This window comes from Acinetobacter sp. AR2-3, assembly GCF_001878775.1.
GTDB lineage: Bacteria > Pseudomonadota > Gammaproteobacteria > Pseudomonadales > Moraxellaceae > Acinetobacter > Acinetobacter lwoffii_D.
In genome coordinates this window covers 1-20694 of the sequence record NZ_MJIQ01000098.1, presented here as the reverse complement: position 1 = coordinate 20694, position 20694 = coordinate 1, and the positions used below count along the sequence as shown (strand labels likewise).

At 40.7% G+C, this 20694-nt stretch carries 14 protein-coding genes and 1 riboswitch; of the genes, 12 read left to right on the top strand and 2 right to left on the bottom strand.

The window, feature by feature from the left end; translation table 11 throughout:
- Positions 1 to 141: 141 nt before the first annotated feature.
- Together BFN00_RS15315 and BFN00_RS15310 are read left to right on the top strand one after the other, a co-directional pair.
- Complete coding sequence (locus BFN00_RS15315) at positions 142 to 1515, top strand: MFS transporter (protein WP_071852315.1); 1374 nt, start codon at positions 142 to 144, stop codon at positions 1513 to 1515.
- A 108-nt stretch (positions 1516 to 1623) separates the two neighbouring features.
- Complete coding sequence (locus tag BFN00_RS15310) at positions 1624 to 2973, top strand: DcaP family trimeric outer membrane transporter (protein WP_071852314.1); 1350 nt, start codon at positions 1624 to 1626, stop codon at positions 2971 to 2973.
- 48 nt (positions 2974 to 3021) lie between these two features.
- On the opposite strand, the gene BFN00_RS15305 is transcribed toward BFN00_RS15310, so the two are convergent.
- Positions 3022 to 4443 (bottom strand): aminotransferase-like domain-containing protein, encoded by a 1422-nt coding sequence (locus tag BFN00_RS15305; protein ID WP_071852313.1) that lies wholly within the window; start codon positions 4441 to 4443, stop codon positions 3022 to 3024.
- A gap of 378 nt (positions 4444 to 4821) precedes the next feature.
- Between BFN00_RS15305 and BFN00_RS15300 the strand changes: the two genes are divergently transcribed.
- From BFN00_RS15300 to BFN00_RS15285, 4 genes are all read left to right on the top strand, one after another.
- Complete coding sequence (locus tag BFN00_RS15300) at positions 4822 to 6459, top strand: long-chain-fatty-acid--CoA ligase (RefSeq protein WP_071852312.1); 1638 nt, start codon at positions 4822 to 4824, stop codon at positions 6457 to 6459.
- A gap of 298 nt (positions 6460 to 6757) precedes the next feature.
- Positions 6758 to 7780 (top strand): flavin reductase family protein, encoded by a 1023-nt coding sequence (locus tag BFN00_RS15295; protein ID WP_071852311.1) that lies wholly within the window; start codon positions 6758 to 6760, stop codon positions 7778 to 7780.
- A gap of 42 nt (positions 7781 to 7822) precedes the next feature.
- On the top strand, positions 7823 to 8989 hold the full coding sequence (locus BFN00_RS15290) for a fatty acid desaturase family protein (RefSeq protein ID WP_071852310.1): 1167 nt from the start codon (positions 7823 to 7825) through the stop codon (positions 8987 to 8989).
- A gap of 260 nt (positions 8990 to 9249) precedes the next feature.
- On the top strand, positions 9250 to 9600 hold the full coding sequence (locus tag BFN00_RS15285; protein ID WP_004280391.1) for a hypothetical protein: 351 nt from the start codon (positions 9250 to 9252) through the stop codon (positions 9598 to 9600).
- A gap of 69 nt (positions 9601 to 9669) precedes the next feature.
- On the opposite strand, the gene BFN00_RS15280 is transcribed toward BFN00_RS15285, so the two are convergent.
- Positions 9670 to 10392, bottom strand: a complete 723-nt coding sequence (locus BFN00_RS15280; protein WP_071852309.1) for an HAD family hydrolase — start codon at positions 10390 to 10392, stop codon at positions 9670 to 9672.
- A 279-nt stretch (positions 10393 to 10671) separates the two neighbouring features.
- Between BFN00_RS15280 and BFN00_RS15275 the strand changes: the two genes are divergently transcribed.
- The 6 genes from BFN00_RS15275 to BFN00_RS15250 all read left to right on the top strand — a co-directional run bounded on the left by BFN00_RS15275 (position 10672) and on the right by BFN00_RS15250 (position 20552).
- Positions 10672 to 11565, top strand: coding sequence for a LysR family transcriptional regulator (locus tag BFN00_RS15275; RefSeq protein WP_071852308.1), 894 nt, complete (start codon positions 10672 to 10674; stop codon positions 11563 to 11565).
- 206 nt (positions 11566 to 11771) lie between these two features.
- A riboswitch (guanidine-I (ykkC/yxkD leader) is annotated at positions 11772 to 11890 on the top strand.
- A 30-nt stretch (positions 11891 to 11920) separates the two neighbouring features.
- Positions 11921 to 12658: an urea amidolyase associated protein UAAP1 gene (locus BFN00_RS15270; protein ID WP_071852307.1), complete on the top strand. Its 738-nt coding sequence runs from the start codon at positions 11921 to 11923 to the stop codon at positions 12656 to 12658.
- Positions 12659 to 12669: 11 nt separating this feature from the next.
- Positions 12670 to 13320 carry an urea amidolyase associated protein UAAP2 gene (locus BFN00_RS15265; RefSeq protein WP_071852306.1) on the top strand — a complete coding sequence of 217 codons (651 nt, stop codon included), beginning with the start codon at positions 12670 to 12672 and terminating at the stop codon, positions 13318 to 13320.
- 3 nt (positions 13321 to 13323) lie between these two features.
- Positions 13324 to 16929: an urea carboxylase gene (gene uca / locus BFN00_RS15260; protein ID WP_071852305.1), complete on the top strand. Its 3606-nt coding sequence runs from the start codon at positions 13324 to 13326 to the stop codon at positions 16927 to 16929.
- A gap of 114 nt (positions 16930 to 17043) precedes the next feature.
- Positions 17044 to 20076, top strand: coding sequence for a DEAD/DEAH box helicase (locus BFN00_RS15255; protein WP_044110877.1), 3033 nt, complete (start codon positions 17044 to 17046; stop codon positions 20074 to 20076).
- A 257-nt stretch (positions 20077 to 20333) separates the two neighbouring features.
- On the top strand, positions 20334 to 20552 hold the full coding sequence (locus BFN00_RS15250; RefSeq protein ID WP_005100244.1) for a hypothetical protein: 219 nt from the start codon (positions 20334 to 20336) through the stop codon (positions 20550 to 20552).
- The last annotated feature ends 142 nt before the right edge of the window (positions 20553 to 20694 follow it).

Here is a 20694-nt window from a genome sequence, read left to right as displayed (position 1 = left end):
GTAAATGTCAACAGACCCTAAATAGTTTAATTTGACCCAGACCTTATAGGTATAAAGCCATGCCTATTCAGTTTTAGACATTTTTTCCTATTTTCTGCATTGTGAGCAGCATAAGTTGAACTTCACAATTAGGAGGTGGAGATGTCTACAAATAAAGTGAATATAAATACGCTGATTGATGAAGCGAAATTCACACCCTTTCACTGGGGTGTTTTGATCTGGTGTTTGCTGATCATTATCTTTGACGGTTATGACCTGGTCATCTATGGGGTGGCGTTGCCGTTACTGATGCAGGAATGGTCGCTAAGTGCGGTACAAGCGGGCATGCTGGCCAGTACTGCCTTATTCGGAATGATGTTTGGTGCCATGAGTTTCGGTACTTTATCCGATAAACTCGGCCGTAAAAAAACCATCATGACCTGTGTGGCTATTTTTAGTGGGTTTACCTTTATCGGTGCTTTTGCCACATCACCAGTCGAATTCGGAATTTTACGTTTCCTGGCTGGCCTTGGAATTGGCGGTGTCATGCCTAACGTCGTGGCATTGATGACCGAATATGCGCCTAAACGTATCCGCAGTACGCTGGTTGCCCTGATGTTTAGTGGTTATGCCATTGGCGGGATGACTTCTGCGTTATTAGGTGCATGGTTGGTGCCACAATTTGGCTGGAAAATCATGTTCCTGCTTGCAGGCGTTCCATTGCTCATCTTGCCGATTCTATGGAAATATCTGCCAGAATCCCTGATGTACCTGACCAACAAGCAACAGACGGCTCAAGCACACGATATTATTCAAAAGATCTCTCCGACACAGGTCATCACCAGTGACACCCAGTTTGTACTGAATGAAGTACAAAAAGGGGATGAGGCACCATTAAAAGCACTCTTTCAACAAGGCCGTAGCTTCAGTACCTTTATGTTCTGGCTGGCATTCTTTATGTGCCTGTTGATGGTCTACGCCTTGGGTAGCTGGTTGCCAAAACTGATGATTCAGGCAGGTTACTCGCTGGGTGCAAGTATGATCTTCCTGTTCGCACTGAATATTGGTGGAATGGTTGGTGCCATTGGTGGTGGATATCTCGCAGATAAATTCCATATCAAAAAAGTGCTGACCATTATGTTCTTATGCGGCGCCATTGCATTGATTCTGCTTGGCTTTAATAGTCCGCAATTCGTGCTGTATACCTTGATTGCTGTGGCAGGTGCTGCAACGATTGGCTCACAAATTCTGCTCTATACCTTTGTGGCACAGTATTATCCATCGACGGTACGTTCTACCGGTATGGGTTGGGCATCAGGTATTGGACGTATTGGTGCAATTGTTGGGCCGGTACTCACTGGTGCTTTATTAACCATGAATTTACCACATCAAATGAACTTCTTTGCAATTGCGATTCCTGGCGTAATCGCTGCGCTGGCAATTTTCCTGGTGAACTTAAAAACTTCCGTAGATGGCCAAGCCCTTGCAACACCTGATGTGAAGCCGAATCCATTGGCAAAAGAAGCGACACATTAAGTTAGATTTCAATCAATAAAGATAATATTCCCAATGATATAGATCGCCATCGTAACGGGTGGTGATCTGTTGCTAGAATCGAAACGCATAAAAAAAAGCGAGTTTAGGATGAACACGACACAATTATTTAATCAACCAACAATCACATTCAAGCGCACAGTTCTGATGAGCATGATGGCAATGAGTTTAGGGGGCATCAGCTTATCGACTCAAGCACAAACCTCAGCTCAGTCGAATCAGCAGGAAATTGAACAACTGCGCCAGGAAGTTCAGGCTCTACGCGCACTGGTTGAGCAACAGCAAAGACAGACGGCTGTGGTCACTGCACATGTTGCAGCAACACCTGCTCCAGCAACAAAACCCGTAATGAAAATTGCCAGTGGTGCCGAATTTAATCTTTATGGAAATATTCGTGCCGATGCCTCTTATCAGGCTGAAGGTGGTTCAGCAGCACGTATGTATAACCAGATTAATGCTGTACCTTTAGAAGGTGTCGGTGAGCGTAGTGATGAATTTAAATCTACTCTGGCTGCAACCCGTTTAGGCATGGATTTTAAAGCACCAGTCGGTGCTGGAGATAAAGCTTTAAGCGGTAAAGTTGAAGTGGATTTTCTGGGCGGCGCAAGCTTTGATAACTTGCGTATCCGTCATGCTTATATCAGCTATGCCAACTGGTTGATTGGTCAAACCTGGTCGAACTTTGCAGTGCCAGATTATATTCCGGAAACTGTAGATGCATTAGTTTACGCTGGCGGTTCAATTAAACGGACGCCACAAGTTCGTTATACCAGCACAATCAGTCCTGAAACCAATCTGGTATTTGCAGTAGAAGATCCTAAAGATGCAACCATTACTGGTATTAAACAACGTCTACCTGCTTTAACAGCACGTTTAAATCATAAATTTGCTGATAATCTTACAGTCAGTGCCCGTGCGATGGGGAATGAAAAGCGTGTCAATGAAGATGAAAAAACCGCATGGGGTGTAGGGCTTGGTGCCAAGTATGATGTTGTGCCGGGTACAACGCTCAAAGCCGATTACTATCATGTTAAAGGCGATAGCAGCTTTGTGTCTTATGCAAATACGGGTGTGATTACCGCTGCAAATGGTGATTTATTACAAAGCGAATTTGATTCAATTTCAGTCGGTCTAACCCAGCAGTTTAATGACAAATTGCGTGGTACATTGGGTTATGGCTATATGAACTTTAGTAATGATCAAGACTATGTCAATGCACTAATCGCCTCAACTCCTGCGGATGCGACACAATCTAATGCGACCAAGGCTAATAAAGACTTATGGCAAGCGTGGGCTAACGTGTTCTATAGCCCAACCAAGCCTTTAAGTTTCGGTCTGGAATATGTCTATGGTGAACGTGAGGCATTAGGTGCAGCCACGAATGGCAGCACTAAAGGTAAAGATAACCGTATTAATGCGGTGGCTATTTACAACTTCTAAGACTTCTTTCAATGAGAGAGTCTGATCTGTAACAGAAGCGTGGATGAATTAATCCGCGCTTTTGCTATTTTGAAGAATGGTTTCTGCCAGCAGATTGACTGCATCTTCAATCTTGGCTGTCCATTCAAACGAACAGTTCAGCCGAATATAATGTTGGCTGGCAGGCTCAGGCTTAAACAGCAGTGCAGGGGCAACTGAAATATGTTGTTGAAGCAATTGTTCATAGAGCTGCTGGGCATCGACTTCTTTAGGCAATTCAATCCAGAGAAAATAACCACTGGAATAATAATAAATTTCACAGATGCTTCCCAAACGTGCTTTGAGTTCCTGATAAATTTTTTTTTTATATTTTTCCAGATGCTGCCTTAAATGCCGCAAATGTTTTTCATAATGATGATGTGAAATAAATTCGACCAGCGCATTTTGAAGTAAGGGGCTGACCGTTAAAGTGCTCATGAGCTGTAAGTGCTGAATGGCATCGGAAAATGGGCCGGCGTACACCCAGCCGACGCGTGCACCCATCCCCAGCGTTTTCGAAAATGAGGCGCAGTGCAAAACCATCTGATGTTGATCAAAATATTTAACGGGTAACGGCTTGGCTGCACCATAATTTAATTCCTGATAAACATCATCTTCGATTAAATACACCTGATATTCATACAAGAGTTCCGCAATTCTCTGTTTAATTTCAGAACTGACGCTAAAACCAATCGGATTATGGGCATTCAGCATCAGCCAGCACACCTTGATCGGATACTGTTTTAAAGCCTGTTCAAACGATGCCAGATCAAAGCCAAACTGTGGATGTTCCTGAATCGTAATCACCTGTAATCCCAGACGCTCGGCTGCCTGCCAGGCACCATAAAATATGGTTTCCTGTAGCAGAATAAAATCACCGGGTTGGGTTAAAGCCTGTAAAGACAGATTCAGTGCTTCTAGTGCGCCGGACGTAATGACAATGTCATCTGGATTGCAGGTAATCCCTTGCAATTGATAACGGTTGGCAATCAGTTGCCGCAAGTCCTGATTACCAGGCGGCATATGGTTCTGATTGTTATAACTGCTTTTTCTTTTGGCCTGCTGCGCCAGAATCTGCATAAATTTAGCGTTATATAACAGCTCTGCATTGGGAAAGGCAGAACCAAAAGGCACAATCTCGGCTGACTGAGTCGATTTTAAATAATTAAATACCACCGAATTGATTTGAATTTTAGGATTTAAACCAATCTGGACGGACTGTTTGTTATTGAGCAGCGCTTGAGTGTGTTCTGCAACGTAATAGCCTGATTTGTCTTTGGCATAGACCAGCCCTTGTGCTTCAAGTTCTTGATAAGCATTGAGTACCGTCATCAGGCTATAACCAGATAATTGGGTCTGTTCGCGAAGTGAAGGTAATTTTTCATGTGCCTTCCATACGCCATTTTCAATCATCTGACGAATATTTTGTGCCAGTTTTTCAGACTTATACATATACTTTCTTGAACTAAAACTGTTCTAATTATTTTGATTTATAGCATATTTTAGGATGCTTAATATAACAAAAGGGAGGAATAGGATTATTGACATTCTATTTTTAAGCTTGAGTCTTGATGCAAGACAATTAAAGTGAAAATCAGGTCTCAAATTTTCTGTGGAAATTTTATCTCTACATAAATCATATTCCCATTTTTATACGCCTCAGTCACTTGGCTTAATTTGTCACAATTCGATACTTACAAAGTTAGATTTCCTTGCTAAATTCAATCCACATGATGATAAAAAGTAAGTTACGGTTTCAGACCGAGCCATCATGCAACTATAAAAACGATACGCAAATACGGACCAATAACAAGCACAAAGGAGTGGAAAATGCTCGGAAATATGATGTTTCAGCCTTTACTGATCAGCAGCATGATTGAACATGCAGGACGCTATCATGCCGATACCGAGGTAATTTCCAAAAATACCGATACCACTATTACAGTGACCAATTGGGGAGAAATTCACCAAAACTCGAAACGTTTTGCCAATGCATTACAACAACTCGGCTTGGCGCAGGGAGATCGGGTCGCGACTATTGCCTGGAATAATCATCGCCATTTAGAGTCCTGGTATGCCATTTCTGGCAGCGGCCTGGTCTGTCATACGATTAACCCGCGCTTATTTCCGGAACAGCTGATTTTTATTATCAATGATGCTGCGGATCGCGTGGTGCTGTTTGATAAAACATTTGTCCCTTTAATTAAAGCCGTGAAAGCGCTGTTGACCTCGGTCGAGCATTTTATCTGTCTGGATGCGGCTGATCCGGCAGTTAGAGAAGCGATTCCAGAAGTTCAGTTTTATGATGATCTGATTGCCGGCCAAAATGCAGATTTTGAGTGGCCAATAATTGATGAAAACTCAGCAAGCTCTCTGTGTTATACCTCGGGAACTACGGGCAATCCCAAAGGTGTGCTGTTTAGCCATCGCTCTACGGTATTACATAGCTATGCCATCATTTTACCTGATTCCTTAAATGTCTCGGCTGCCGACATTATGTTGCCTGTGGTGCCGATGTTCCATGTGAATGCGTGGGGCACACCGTATGCCGCTGCGATGGTGGGATGCACTCTGGTCCTTCCTGGACCGGGCCTGGATGGCGCCAGTCTGGTCAACCTGATTGATAATTATCAGGTTTCGGTAGCACTTGGTGTGCCGACCATCTGGCAGGGTTTGATTGCCGCCGCAAACCAGTCAGGCTCCAAACTGGAAAGCCTAAAACGGAATGTAGTAGGTGGATCGGCATGCCCACCTGCCATGCTAAGAGCGTTCAAAGAACAGTTTAATTGTGAAACGATCCATGCCTGGGGCATGACGGAAATCAGTCCACTGGGTACAGCGAATCAACTTAAGACCAAACATTTGCATTTGTCTGATGAAGAAAAATTACAGATTCGTCTGTCCCAAGGCCGTCCGCCATTCGGGGTTGACCTACGTTTGACTGATGCAGAAAAAGGGACGCATGAAATTGAACGTGATGGACAGACCACAGGAAATTTACAGGTCAAAGGGCATTGGGTCATCAGCCATTATTTCGGCAAGGAAGAGTCTGCACTGACTGCAGATGGCTGGTTTGATACCGGCGATATTGCTACGCTGGATCAGGATGGTTTTATGAAACTCAGTGATCGTTCTAAAGATCTAATCAAGTCTGGTGGAGAATGGATTTCATCGGTGGAGCTGGAAAATATTGCCATGGGACATCCGGAAATTGCGATGGCTGCCGTGATTGCCGCCCAGCATCCTAAATGGGATGAGCGCCCGGTATTGATTGCCATTAAAAAGCCGGGCAGCCAGCTAAGTGAAACTGATCTGCTGGAATATTATGCGGACAAGGTAGCCAAATGGCAGATTCCAGACCGAGTCGTATTTGTTGATGCGATTCCACTCAGTGGTACTGGTAAAATGCTGAAAAAAGATCTGCGTGAATTATATGGGACTATTCTTTTGGAGCAGGCAGCAGGTTAAAGCGTCATTTAATCTGAAAATCCCTACATGAAGTCAAAAAACTGATCTCGAATAGAGGTCAGTTTTTTTATGTACAGGCTAAGCAGCGTTGTCTGTTTAAAAATGCTTTTTCTCAATCCATATAGTCTTGATCGCTACTTTTAGACGATATTGTCCGACAAAAAGTCATATTATATGGCTTAGGAACATAATTTGACCTGTATTGACATGGTCTGAATGTGAGAATTCTTTATCCTGAGCAATATAATAATTAGACAGTTGTACATTAATGGAACTGTCTGCGGATAAGGGGATAAAAATGACAAGCATGCCAACCTATCAGCCGCATTGGATCCGGGAAGATTTCATTGATTTTATTGGTGAAAAAATCCATCCAACCTGGGCAATCAAAAAAGTTAAGGCTGCCGTTATGGGTATTCAAGCTATCAGCCCTGACTTTTTCAAGATTCACTTACGTCCAAATCATAATTTTAAAGCCAAGTCATTTCAGGCCGGCCAGAATATTGCAGTGACTGTTAGACTCGATGGCGTACGTCATCAGCGACATTATTCTGTGGTCACTGTATTGAAAAATGGTGATCTGATCATTGCGGTTAAACAGCAGGGCAAAGTGTCACGTGCCTTAAGCCTGATGCAAATTGGTGCCGTGATTGAAATATCACAGCCGCAAGGCGAGTTCACATTGCAAAAATCCACCCAGCCGATCTTATTCCTGGCTTCAGGCAGTGGTATTACCGCAATTTATTCCTTGCTGCAAAAGGCAGTCATTCAGTCTCTGGAACAGATCGACCTGATTTATTTCACTCGAGATGATGCTTTTCATGCTGAACTGAAAACCTTGGCTCTCATGCATCCAAACTTGAAATATCACCATTTCAATACCTTGGAACACCAGCAGCATCTGACCCAGAGCTTATTGCAAAAGTTAGTGCCAGACTTTGCAGAACGAAAAATTTACGCTTGTGGTTCCGCTGGGATGATGAAGGCCGCACTTCGCATCGTCGATAAACTGGAATTGAAATCCAATTTTCATTCGGAATATTTCCAGATTGTGGTCGATGAGAAAATTAAAGCACAGCCGGTACAGTTTTTAAGATCGCAGCAAGAGTTTCAGGCGCAGTCCAACTTACTGGAAAGTGCCGAAAAATCTGGCTTGCGACCAGCACATGGCTGCCGGATGGGCATCTGCAATACCTGTTCTTGTACCAAAGTCAGTGGTTCGGTACGAAATGTCCTGACTGGTGAAATTGATCATGGTAATAATACCCAGATCAAACTGTGCATTTCTCAGGCAGTCAGTCCTGTGGTGATTAATCTGTAAACTATTGATAAGCCATTAATTAAACTATAAGAAGGTGCTCCCATGAATATGCAAATTGATTTTAAACGACATAGCAAAAGCCAATTTCTTAGTCCTGAACAGATTGAGGAATTCGGTGCCAAAGTCGATGCGATCCGCCGCGAGGTCATGGATGATCTGGGGGAAAAAGACGCCGAATATATTTATAAAATCCGCAACTTTGTCCGCTATAGCGAAATTGCCTCACGTGGCATGCTGATGTTTGCCGGTTGGTTACCACCGGTATGGCTGGCGGGGACAGGTCTGCTCGGTCTTTCCAAAATCGTGGAAAATATGGAACTCGGTCACAATGTCATGCATGGCCAGTTCGACTGGATGAACGATCCGAGTCTGAACGGTGTGACTTATGACTGGGATACGATTTCAACCGGCGATGACTGGAAATACACCCATAACTATATTCACCATACCTATACCAATATTGTCGGGATGGATCATGATGTCGGTTATGGACTGATTCGAGTCAGTGAATCACAAAAATGGGAACCTCGTTTCCTGTTCAATATTCCATTGGGCATTCAGTTAATGGTGTTTTTCGAATGGTATGTTGGCTTGCAACGTCTGCATCTGGAAGATGTGGTTGCTTATAAAACAAAGACCTGGAAAGAAGTCTGGGAAGAAGCAGCACCTTTGCGCCAAAAAATGCGCCGTCAGGTGTTAAAAGATTATGTATTTTTCCCGATCATTGCCGGGCCAAATGCCATTCCGGTATTTACCGGAAATGCGGTGGCCAATGTGATTCGCAGTCTATGGGCTTCTGCCGTCATTTTTAACGGTCATTTCACTGAAGATGCTGAAACCTTTGAAATGGACAATACCGACAATGAAACCCGTGCCGAGTGGTATTTACGCCAGATTCGCGGTTCGAGCAATTTTAGTGGAACAACTTGGCTACATATCTTGAGTGGTAATTTGAGTCATCAGATTGAGCATCATCTATTCCCGGACATGCCCGCCAATCGCTATGCGCAGGTTGCGCCAAAAATCAAAGCGCTCTGTGCAGAATATGGTATTCACTATAACGAAGCCAGCTTCATGAAACAGTTTTCTACAGTGTGGGTAGGTCTGGCTAAATGTTCTCTACCGAATCACTGGACTGAGCAGGTGGTTGAAAAAACCCATGCTGCCAAATCTGTATTCAACTACTTTAAAGCGAAACTATTGTCATAATTTTTAAGCTTTACTTATTCACCATTTTGGTACTCCTCAATAGATTTGGATGGTCTATTGAGGAATTTTTTTTTGACCTTTATCAGATTCAATATCATTAAAATCCTCCTGTTTATGAATAAAATATGGATACAGATTTCAAAAAATGACGAAAGCAAAACAGATCCAGTACTGCTGAAACGCTTTGCCTACAACAACCTGCTTCAGCCCTAAGGGCTTCTCTCTATAATGGCCGCGTCGTTACACTTAAGGTCTCAGTTTTGAAACATCTTAAATATTTTTCAGCAATTCCATTATTAGTACTTTTAACTGCTTGTAACACCACTGAAGCACCCGCACCAGATTATCAGGGCAACTGGAAAAACACCGTGGAAAATCCAAAACTTGAAAATATTCTGGTTATTTCAAAAAATGGTGAAAATTATCTGATTACCAATACGATCAAAGATAAGGAAACCGGTAAAACCGAGAAAAAGAATCCAATGCCCGCTGCAGTGAACGAAAATGGCATGCTTCAGTTGAACGCAGGTGCAGGTATGGTCGATTTTGCAATCGATGAGAAAACCGGAAATCTGGTTGGTTCAGGCTCAATCTATAAAAAAGCCAAATAGTCAGCAAGATTTTTAAGCCACAAATAGTATTCAAGATGTCATGAACAAGGATGCTTCATGGCATCTTTTTTAGTGGATGTTGTTATTGAATGAACTTAATAATTCAGCAAAATTTTCGACATAATAATTTGCTTTGGCTTTAATTAAATCTATTTCATGGTCGGAATGCTGGTCATAAATTGCCACCACCTCGATGCCCGCATGATTTGCTGCTTCTACACCAATCAAAGAATCCTCGATAATCAGGCAGTCCTTGGCTTCAATTTCAAAATGTTCTAAAACCTTCAAATAGACTTCCGGGTGCGGCTTAATATTCTGGACATTTTCACGGGTGAGAACCAAGGAAAAATCCTCATCAAAGCTGATTTTAGAATTAATATTTCGATTGTTATCCTGATAGCGCTGCACATTGAATAAACTGGTGGTGGTGGTCAAAGCCAGAGATATCTGTTGCTGTTTTAAAGCCTGAATCAGGAGGTCTGCCTGAGGTTTTAACTCGACGATATGATCAAGAAAATGTCGGGAAATTGTATAACGACGATTTTTTACTTCTTCTTTAGCTGGTTCAAAACAGTATTGTTCTTTTAAAAATCCACAATATTTCAGATAAGGATCTGACGTTTGCCTAAAGGCGGTAAGTTGACGATCGCGCTGTTGCTGAATCTCATGTAAATCGACTTTTCTGTTGGAGAGCTCATCAATCAGGGCTGCATCGACCTGATTCCAGATGCCTACAGAATCAATCAACGTACCATCCAGATCAAAACAGACCAGCTTTTTTCCCTGAAACATATAAGATTTCTCTGTATTTTTACCATTTATTCGGTGGGGCTGAGTATATCGCATACGATTTAAATGTTTAACTGGCCTGAGCAAACCGGACTGGAAATTTTGCGCTGAGGTACTTTTAATGAATTTATTCATCTGGCAAAAGTATTTTTTACGGAAAATTACAGTGAGTTTAATCCTGAAAATAGTGGCAAAGTGTTATATTTTAATCTGACCCTAAATGAACTTATGCGGATGAAAGGCCTGTCCGAATGATGAGAAAGTTAAAGGAACTGTATTTCTGTGTTTGAACTTGACTGTAAATTGCTCAGTATTTTTTATTATGTCTATAAATTTAAAAACGTATCTCAGGCAGCCGATCATTTAGACATGAGCCAGCCAGCGGTGAGCAATCTGCTGAATAAAATTCGCCAGCATTATGGTGATCCTTTATTTTTACGTATTGGCAATGAAATGCTGCCGACAGACCTGTCCAAACAGCTCTTTCCCTTGGTCAGCGAAGCACTGAGCAAAGTTGAAGCAATCAATAATTTTACGATCAATTTTGATCAGGTCACTTCACAGCAGCGCTTTACACTGGCGATGACCGATGTATCGCATCTGGTGTTATTGCCAAAAATTTCACAGTATCTGAAGCAGCACGCATCCCATATCCGCCTGAATGTGCGTCCGATTACCTCTGAAACCAGCTATCAGATGGCCAATGGTGAGATTGATCTGGCTTTGGGCTTCTTGCCCAATCTGGAGAATGGCTTTTATCAGCAGAAACTGTTTGAGCAATATTATGTGGTGATCGCGGCGAAAGACCATCCGCGATTAACGGGTGACAGCATTACGACCGAAGAGTATTTACGTGAAACCCATATCGATATTGATGCGGGGATGGGGCATTACCATATTGAAAATGAATTGCTGAATCTGGAACTCAAGCGTGACATTCTGATGCGTCTGCCAAGTTATCTGGGAGTCGGACTGGTGGTACAAGAAACCGATGCGATTGCGACCGTGCCTTATTATTTGAGTGAAGTCCTGTTATCACGTGGCAATCTCAAGATTTTTAATGCACCGATTGCGTTCCCCACCTATTCCGTGAAGCAGTACTGGCATATGTCCTGTCATCATAAAACCAGCCATCAATGGCTACGTAATATACTGCATGAGATTTTAAGTAAATAACTTTGCTGCTTATAAAGCTTGATGAAGTCCTGATCTTTAGATTTTACAATTCCCGGTTCAAGCCGGGATTTTTTTATTGTGGTACATCTTGATGCCTTTTTCAGAGCCTTGCACCTGAATTGATCAGCTCCAGCTCAAAAAAAGTATTACTAAACATAAAAATAGTATTACTCATTTGGCACGCACTTTGCATTTATCTAAAACAGAGAAAAGTGATCTAGGGTTCCGATATTTTTAGCTCCACACTTTAAATATGTCTGCGACCGAGAGTTCACGGCTTAAGTTTCAAGCTCAAGCTACACGGAGGGATAAAAGCCCGGGAGGTAAACCGTACAAGTTAGATGCAGAGGCTGTTATGAGCACAACTACTTATCACGAAGATTCCGCACTGTGGACTGAACTTTTACCGGGTGGCCATCACTGGTCTGCGCGTATTCAACGTGGCGCAGTTTTACAACTCAAATCTTTAGGCACCAATGCCAATGTTTCACTGTTTTGTGTGAACAGTGAAGACAAGCTTGAAGCCTATAACATGCCAGACAGCCTCAAAGGTCAACACACTGCATTTTTAAGCATAGGACACATTTTGGCGTCAGATTTGGGTCGTGCGATGGTTTCAATTATCAAAGATGATCAAGGTTGGAACGATGCCTTTTGTGCGCCAAGTACCGCACAACAAATCGAAGCACAGTTTGGCACGAAGACCTTCCAGGATGCCCGTAACGATATGTACCGCAATGGCAAAGACAGTTTGCTTTTAGAGATGACCAAGTTTGGTTTATCGGCTACGGACTTAAGCAATACTTTAAACCTCTTCTCAAAAGTTCAACCGGATGACAACGGCAACTTGTCTTATGTGAAGTCTGACAATACCGATCAATTGATTGAACTGCGCTTTGAAATGGATTGTTTGGTGTTTTTATCTAGCGCACCGCATGCCTTAGATAACTCATCTGAATATGTACCCGCTGATATTCAACTCTCACTGTTTAAAGCACTTCCTTTAGGCGACACCGATGTCTGCCGTGATTCATGCCCGCAAAATCAGCGTGCGTTCCAAAATAATAACCGCTACTACGCTTTAACTGCTTAAGGGGAATAATCATGACTGCATTAGTAAACCTAGAAAAATCAGTACTCAGCGAAGTTTGTCCTGCCGGTGAAGCGTGGATGTGCGAAGTTAAAAAAGGGCAGTACTTCCGTATCGTTGACCTTGAAGGCAACCAGGCGGTTGATACTTTATTTATTTCCGCACATAACCCTGAAGAGCGTTATAGCGCAACCGATACTTTGGCGATCAACCGTCAAATTTATCTCGAAAAAGGCACAACTTTATATACTAACTTTGGCAATAAAATCGCCACTATTCATGATGATAACTGCGGTCGCCATGACACTTTAGGCGGTGCATGTTCATGTGAGAGTAATACGGTCCGTTATGCCCATGACAAATACCCAATGCACAGTTGCCGTAACAATTTCATGATCGCGTTGTCACAACATCCCATTGCCAAAAAGCATGGTTTAAACGTGCGCCACATTGGACCAAACATTAACTTCTTTATGAATGTTCCCGTCACTTCAGAGGGTCACTTAAAATTTGATGATGGTATTTCTGCACCGGGGAAATATGTCGAAATCAAAGCCGAGATGGATTTGATCGTACTCATCTCCAACTGCCCACAACTGAATAACCCATGTAATGCCTATAACCCAACTAAAATTCAACTGATTGTCCGTGAAGGCGAGGAATAAGCCATGTTTAATAAAGTTCTCATCGCCAACCGTGGTGCAATTGCGTGTCGTGTAATCCGTACCCTAAAAAAATTAGGCATTCAATCAGTAGCTGTCTATTCAGAAGCCGATCGTGATTCATTGCATGTAACTTTAGCGGATGAAGCCGTCTTTATCGGTGACGCACCTGCAAGCCAAAGCTATCTGAATGTCGATAAAATCTTAGAAGTGGCCAAACATACCGGTGCGCAAGCGATTCATCCGGGCTATGGATTCCTGTCTGAAAATGCCGAATTCTGTAATCTCTGTGAAGCACAAGGCATTGTGTTCTTGGGCCCAAATGCCGAGCAAATGAAAGCATTTGGTCTGAAACACACTGCACGTGAATTGGCGATTCAAGCCAATGTACCGTTATTGCCAGGTAGCCAATTATTGGCTGATGAAGCTGAATCCCTGCTTGAGGCTGAGCGTATTGGCTATCCTGTGATGCTGAAAAGTACCGCAGGTGGTGGTGGTATTGGCATGCGTTTGGTGTGGAATGCGGAAGAGCTGAAAGATGCTTATGCAACCGTGTCTTATTTAGCGCAAGCCAACTTTAAAGATGCAGGCCTTTACTTAGAAAAATTCGTACAAAATGCTCGTCATATCGAAGTGCAAATCTTTGGTGATGGCAACGGTTTAGTTCTAGCACTGGGCGAGCGTGATTGTTCGGTGCAACGTCGTAACCAAAAAGTCATTGAGGAAACGCCTGCACCACATTTAAACGATACGCAACGTGCCTATATTCAAAATGTCGCGATTCAATTGATGCAATCGGTGAATTACCGCTCGGCAGGTACAGTTGAATTTGTGATGGATACCGACACCCAAGAATTCTATTTCTTGGAAGTGAATACCCGTCTACAAGTAGAGCATGGTGTAACCGAGCAAGTCTTTGGTGTCGATCTAGTGGAATGGATGGTGACTTTAGGCAGTAGCGATTGGGTTGCACCTACATCAACACTTGAGTCTCAAGGTCATTCGATTCAAGTGCGTCTTTATGCTGAAGATCCAATCAAAAACTTTCAACCAAGTGCTGGACTTTTGACTCACGTTGAATTTGATGCCAATGCCCGTAATGAAACTTGGGTAGAAACCGGCTCCAATGTCTCGTCGTTCTATGACCCGATGATTGCCAAAATTATCGTCACAAGCGATTCTCGTGATTCTGCCATTCAAGCCATGACGGATACTTTGGCTAAAACTTCGGTTGCCGGCATTGAAACCAATCTTGAATATCTGCAAAACATTATTGAGGGTGAGATCTTTAAAGCAGGCACGCAAACCACACGCTTCTTAAATACCTTTGAGTGGAAAACCCAAAAGATTGAAGTCCTTCAAGCAGGCATTCAAACCGCCGTGCAAGATGTCACAGGCCGTTTGGGCTATTGGGATGTCGGCGTACCGCCATCAGGTGCGATTGATCCGCTGTCTTTAAATGTTGCGAACCAACTGTTAGGCAATGCACCAAATACCGCAGGGCTCGAATGTACCTTGCAAGGCCCAAGCTTAAAATTCCATTGTGATAGTCAAATTGTATTGGCAGGTGGTGATATGCCATCGACGTTGGATGGTGTGTCTGTCCCGATGTGGCAGACTGTGAATGTGCGCAAAGGTCAGGTACTCAAATGTGGCAAGATCGCCACAGGTTGCCGTACTTATATCGGCATTAAAGGTGGTCTGAATGTGCCTGAATATTTAGGCTCACAAGCAACTTTTACCTTAGGTCAGTTTGGTGGTCATGCAGGGCGTAATTTATTGATTGGCGATATGCTTCCAATCACGGCATTTACATCCGATGAAGTGAAAGCATTAAATGAAGATCAAATCCCAACATTCTCAAATACTTGGGAAATTGCGGTGATGTATGGTCCACATGGTGCACCTGATTTCTTTACCAAAAACGACATTGATGCTTTCTTTGCCAATGAGTTTGAAATTCACTTTAACTCAAGCCGTACTGGTATCCGTTTGATTGGTCCAAAACCTGAATGGGCACGTCAGGATGGTGGTGAAGCGGGTCTGCATCCATCCAATATTCATGACAATGCCTATGCCATTGGGGCGATCGATTTCACTGGTGATATGCCAATTATTCTTGGGCCTGATGGTCCAAGCCTAGGTGGTTTCGTGTGCCCTGCGGTGGTGATCAATTCTGAATTATGGAAATTGGGTCAGCTCAAAGCCGGTGATAAAGTTAAATTTGTGCCTGTGAGCTACCATCAAGCCAAATTGCTGAATGAAAAATATCATGCGCAATTAACTGCTCAAGATACACAAGCAGTCACCTTTGATGAATCGTTCTATCCTGAAATCAGCACACTGAAATCTGCCATTTTAGATACCCTAAAAGGTCAAAATGGCACGCCTGATGTGGTGTATCGTCCTGCCGGTAACAACTATATGTTGGTGGAATATGGCGAGTTAGTTTTAGATTTAAACCTGCGTTTCCGTATTCATGCGCTGATGCAATGGGTGAAAGATCAAAATATTCAAGGCATTATTGACCTGACACCGGGTATTCGTTCACTGCAAATTCATTTTGATTCGACTCAGCTCGATCAAATTGATTTATTGCGTATGCTTCAAGTCGCAGAAGAACAACTGCCTGATGTGACCGAGATGCAAGTGCCATCACGCACCGTGTATTTACCGCTTGCGTGGGAAGATTCACAAACCCAACTCGCAACAGAACGCTATATGCAAACTGTGCGACCTGATGCACCGTGGTGTCCTGACAATATCGAGTTTATCCGTCGTATTAATGGCTTAAAAGACAAACAAGCCGTGAAAGATGTGGTCTATAACGCAAGTTATTTGGTCATGGGCTTGGGTGATGTGTATTTGGGTGCGCCTGTGGCAACGCCACTTGATCCGCGTCAGCGTTTAGTCACCACCAAATATAACCCTGCACGAACTTGGACACCTGAAAATGCCGTGGGGATTGGCGGTGCGTATATGTGTGTGTACGGGATGGAGGGTCCAGGGGGTTATCAGTTTGTCGGTCGTACGTCGCAAATGTGGTCACGTTACCGTAAAAACCCTGACTTTGAGCAAGGTATGCCGTGGTTATTACGCTTCTTTGACCAAATTAAGTTTTATGAAGTGTCTGAAGCTGAACTGATGCACATGCGTGAGGACTTTAAAGCAGGTCGTTTAAAACTGCGTATTGAAGACGGTGTACTTAACCTTAAAGAATACAACGACTTCTTAAACGAAAATCAAGAGTCGATCTCGGCATTTAAAGCGGTGCAACAAGCCAACTTTGATGCGGAGCGTAAACGTTGGCATGAAGCAGGGCTTGCAGAATATGTGTCTGAAAGCCTTGATGCTGTAGATGATGGTGAAGGGGTTGAAATCCCAGACGGTGGTTGTGCGGTGGAATCGCATATGCCGGGTTCAATTTGGAAAATTGAATGTCAGTCGGGGGATATTGTGGAAGAAGGTGCAACGCTTGCGGTGATTGAAGCAATGAAGATTGAGATTCCGATTATTGCGCCTGAGCGTATGCGTGTAGATGCGATTACCATTGAAAAAGGGCAGACGGTGAAAACGGGGCAGGTGTTGTTTACGTTGGCACCGGTGGCTTGATGAATTAGAGATAAAAAGACCGCTTAGGCGGTCTTTTTTGTTTATTATTCACTCATTAAATATTATAGTTACACAATAACAACACTGTTAATTGTGAAAAGTTAAGAGCTATTAATGATAAAAAATTTAGAGAAGACACTTGTAGAAAATTTAAGAGAATGTCAAAAAAAGAGCATATTAGCTATAGATGAATACATAAGTAGTCAATCTCAAGGGTCTTGTTTAATTAGTTTACCAACAGGAGCTGGAAAAAGTGGTGTTATCTGTACCGTTAGCCACAATACTCAATTAGAAAAAATTTTAATAATTACACATAGACGGGCTGTATGTGATCAACTTTATAAACAACTAAAAGGTAAATTTTTTGAAAAAATACTACCTGCAAAAACGAATTTCAAAAATTTTGTATTGAAAAAAGTTTTTAATGACATCGAGGATACTTCATGTAAAGGAATCTATTGTACTACTTTCCAAAAATTGATTAGTTTAAACGAGAATGAACTTGCTTCTTTAAGGCTTCAATTTAATTTGATTTTAATTGATGAAGGTCATGCAGAACCATCTCAAAAATGGGGAGCTACAGTTAGAGAGTTGAAAGCAAAAAAAGTAATTATTACTGCAACTCCTTATCGGAACGATTTATTCAGCTTTGATATAGATGTAGATCATAGTTATATTTATACATATAAAGAAGCAAATCAAGATAAGGTGATAGTTCCTCCTAATTTTGAACAAACAACTGAAGATAAACTCTTTGAAAAAATTGAGCTAATTAGACAGAATCAACCAAAATCTAAATGCATTATTAAATGCAAAGAATTTAGCGATATTGAGAAATATTTTGAAATCTTTAGTAAAAGTTTCAAAACAATAGCAATACATCAGCAATTTGCAAAGAAAAACCTAGAACATAGACTTAGTGATGTTCCCTCCAAACTGGATGAACTAGACTATGAAGTCTTAATTCATCAAAAGAAGCTAGATGAAGGAATTGATTTACCAGAAGCTAAAATTCTGATTCTGACTTATCCTGTTGGTAGTGGTAAGGAACTTGTACAAACTATCGGTAGAGTTGTTCGTATTTATGAAAATTATAAACCTACTGTTATTGAGTTAAATGATAATAGTAATAAAAGTTTATGGGATAATTATCAAGAGTTTGATGATTATATTTCAAATCCAAATTCTGCTAAAAGATTCTTGCACACTTTAAATACCTCAAGTCTCATTGATAGCTATTTAGATGCTTTTCCTGAGCATAGTTACTTTGAATCAGGTTATCGGAAAAAATTTAATTTTCAAAAATTTAATCCTTTAGATTCTTTGGAAATACCTTTAGCTTCTGTATGTTTCTATTATAAGTTAGATGGATTTAGTATTTATGACTGTTTAGATAAATTAAATTGGGAATTAATGAGAGAGGGAGCTTTAAGTAAGATAAATGAAGACCTTGGTGTTATTACTGCTGTTTGTTTTAATAATTCTAAATTTTTAAAAGATAGCTTATTCTTTGAACCATCTTTAGAAATAATGATAGTTAAAGAACTAAATGATATTGTAGCTATATACGATAGTAGGGGGCGAAAGTTTAATAGTAGAGATGATCTAAAAATTGGACGTGCTGTTGATGTCGATATGCTATTTTCAGTAGTATCGAGTAATGATAAAGTAGTAACTAAACAGGCAAATACGAAAGCATTACAGTATAGTCCTTTAAAAGCAGATGGTGTGCTACTTAAAGGGGTTAATTTAGAGAAAATTAACCAAGCACAATCTAATTCATCTTATGCTGTAACAACCGCAGTAGTTTCAGGGGTTGGACAAGATGATAAAGTTAAATGTTCTTATTATTTAGGTGTAGCATCAGGACGAATTTGCGACCAAAAGCATCCGCCATTTAGCTATCAAAAATTTATTGACTGGCTTGAGAATATTAATCTAGCACTTAATTCTAATCAAAAAACAACAAGCCTTTTTTTAAATTCATTTGCACAAGTTATTGATACTATTCCGTCAGAGGATCCTGTTGCATGTCAATTGAATTTTGCCGATGAAAATTTAGTAGACTTGGAATTACATTTTAATAATGTGGCTTATAAGATTAATAATGAATTAATTTATCGTAAATATCATAAAAATGGATTTATGCTCCAAAATGGATATTGCTTAACCCGAAAAAATAAAATCCATCTTCTCGATCATGAGTTATTAATCAAGTTTAAATTTGATAAAAAAATGAATCTTATACCAATTATTAATCCTCAGATTAAACTAATGTGTAATGGAGTGACTAAGAAGAAAGAAGAAGTTTTTAATAGCGAGACGGTAATGTTACTTTATAAAAATGGTGCTACATATATGAATGGTAATTTTTATAAAGTTCAAATTCCAACTGATACCCAAAAATTAAATCCTAATATCATAAAAAATTTAATCAGTTTACCATGTTTACAACATCCAGATTTGGATGAAAAAGATGAAAAAAAATTAACAAAAACTTATTTTGGTCAGAATTCCATTTTTTATTTGATTGATCAGTTGTCAAATATTCATAAATCTAATGTCATTGCTGACCTTGGTGATTTTTATCCTTATATCCCTAACATCGATTTAATTTTATGTACTGATATGGATACTGAACCTGCTGATTTTATTCTTTCATCTCCTACAAAAGTTATTTTTGTACATGTTAAATGTGGGGATACTACACAGCCTCAATCTTCTGCTGGCGCTTTATGTGAAGTAGGTGGACAAGCATTAAAGAACTTACATTGGTTAATCCATTCAGGTGAATCAAAATATGCAAATACTGCATACTTGAATCAACAATGGCCTCGAAAGAGTGGTAGTAAGCCAAATAGAATCCATTTAAATACACGTATTCGTTTATTCGAAAAAAAGTTTGATTTAAATCATAAATTGAAAGATGTAATTAAAAATATTGACGAAAGACGATTAAATCCACTTGTAGATAAAGAGATTTGGATAGTCGTTGGAAATGCTTTTTCTAAAAAGCATTTTGTCAATCAATTTCAAAAAGGAAAGACTCCATCTCCAGAGTCTGTGCAAGCGTATCAGCTTTTAGATACTTGGTTTAATCAAGCTAGCTCCAATAATGTAGATTTAAAGCTATTTGTATCTGAATAAACTATTGTGTTTTTAAGACTAATTAACAGGTCTTTTAAAAGACCTTTTAATTGGTTATTATTTATATATTTTTAACATGTCTAGGACATCGCCAAGATAAACAATATTATCCACTCACGCTTTGTCGCAAGCTTTTCAGACCTTAAAAAAGAACCCAATGGAAATGGTCACTAATGGTTTTATCGAAACAATATCATTCTTAAAATTACATCAGCTGAATAATTTACTTGTTAAAATCAAAACAGGAATTTTCAGGAATGAATGGAATATGGCAAAAGAATTTACAAGAACTTTTAGGAAAGCGTAGCCTTGAAAGTCAAAAACGAATTTTAGAAAAGGCAAATGAAATTTTAAATAATCTTGTTCAAGAAGATCGTCAATTATTAAAAATTGCCGAAGAAGTGCAAACTGAAGAAACCGTAAAAATTAGTCTAAATGAACTACGAGCTCGAGTTCACAAAAACCACACTTCATAAAGTTTGTTTAGATTAGCCACACTTTGATGCACCCTCGAACCCCAATGGTGCAAAATGGCCTATTTTTTTAAGCATACTTAAAAAATAAATCATTCTTGTTTTGCCTCTTTTTACGTATGTAATTAGGGTCTGTTGACATTTA

Bases quoted from the DNA above. Each gene is read 5' to 3' on its own strand.
- BFN00_RS15265 (WP_071852306.1), top strand. From the start codon at position 12,670: ATGACTGCATTAGTAAACCTAGAAAAATCAGTACTCAGCGAAGTTTGT.
- BFN00_RS15295 (WP_071852311.1), top strand. From the start codon at position 6,758: ATGACAAGCATGCCAACCTATCAGCCGCATTGGATCCGGGAAGATTTC.
- BFN00_RS15280 (WP_071852309.1), bottom strand. From the start codon at position 10,392: ATGTTTCAGGGAAAAAAGCTGGTCTGTTTTGATCTGGATGGTACGTTG.
- BFN00_RS15300 (WP_071852312.1), top strand. From the start codon at position 4,822: ATGCTCGGAAATATGATGTTTCAGCCTTTACTGATCAGCAGCATGATT.
- uca (WP_071852305.1), top strand. From the start codon at position 13,324: ATGTTTAATAAAGTTCTCATCGCCAACCGTGGTGCAATTGCGTGTCGT.
- BFN00_RS15305 (WP_071852313.1), bottom strand. From the start codon at position 4,443: ATGTATAAGTCTGAAAAACTGGCACAAAATATTCGTCAGATGATTGAA.
- BFN00_RS15290 (WP_071852310.1), top strand. From the start codon at position 7,823: ATGAATATGCAAATTGATTTTAAACGACATAGCAAAAGCCAATTTCTT.
- BFN00_RS15270 (WP_071852307.1), top strand. From the start codon at position 11,921: ATGAGCACAACTACTTATCACGAAGATTCCGCACTGTGGACTGAACTT.
- BFN00_RS15250 (WP_005100244.1), top strand. From the start codon at position 20,334: ATGAATGGAATATGGCAAAAGAATTTACAAGAACTTTTAGGAAAGCGT.
- BFN00_RS15310 (WP_071852314.1), top strand. From the start codon at position 1,624: ATGAACACGACACAATTATTTAATCAACCAACAATCACATTCAAGCGC.
- BFN00_RS15315 (WP_071852315.1), top strand. From the start codon at position 142: ATGTCTACAAATAAAGTGAATATAAATACGCTGATTGATGAAGCGAAA.
- BFN00_RS15255 (WP_044110877.1), top strand. From the start codon at position 17,044: ATGATAAAAAATTTAGAGAAGACACTTGTAGAAAATTTAAGAGAATGT.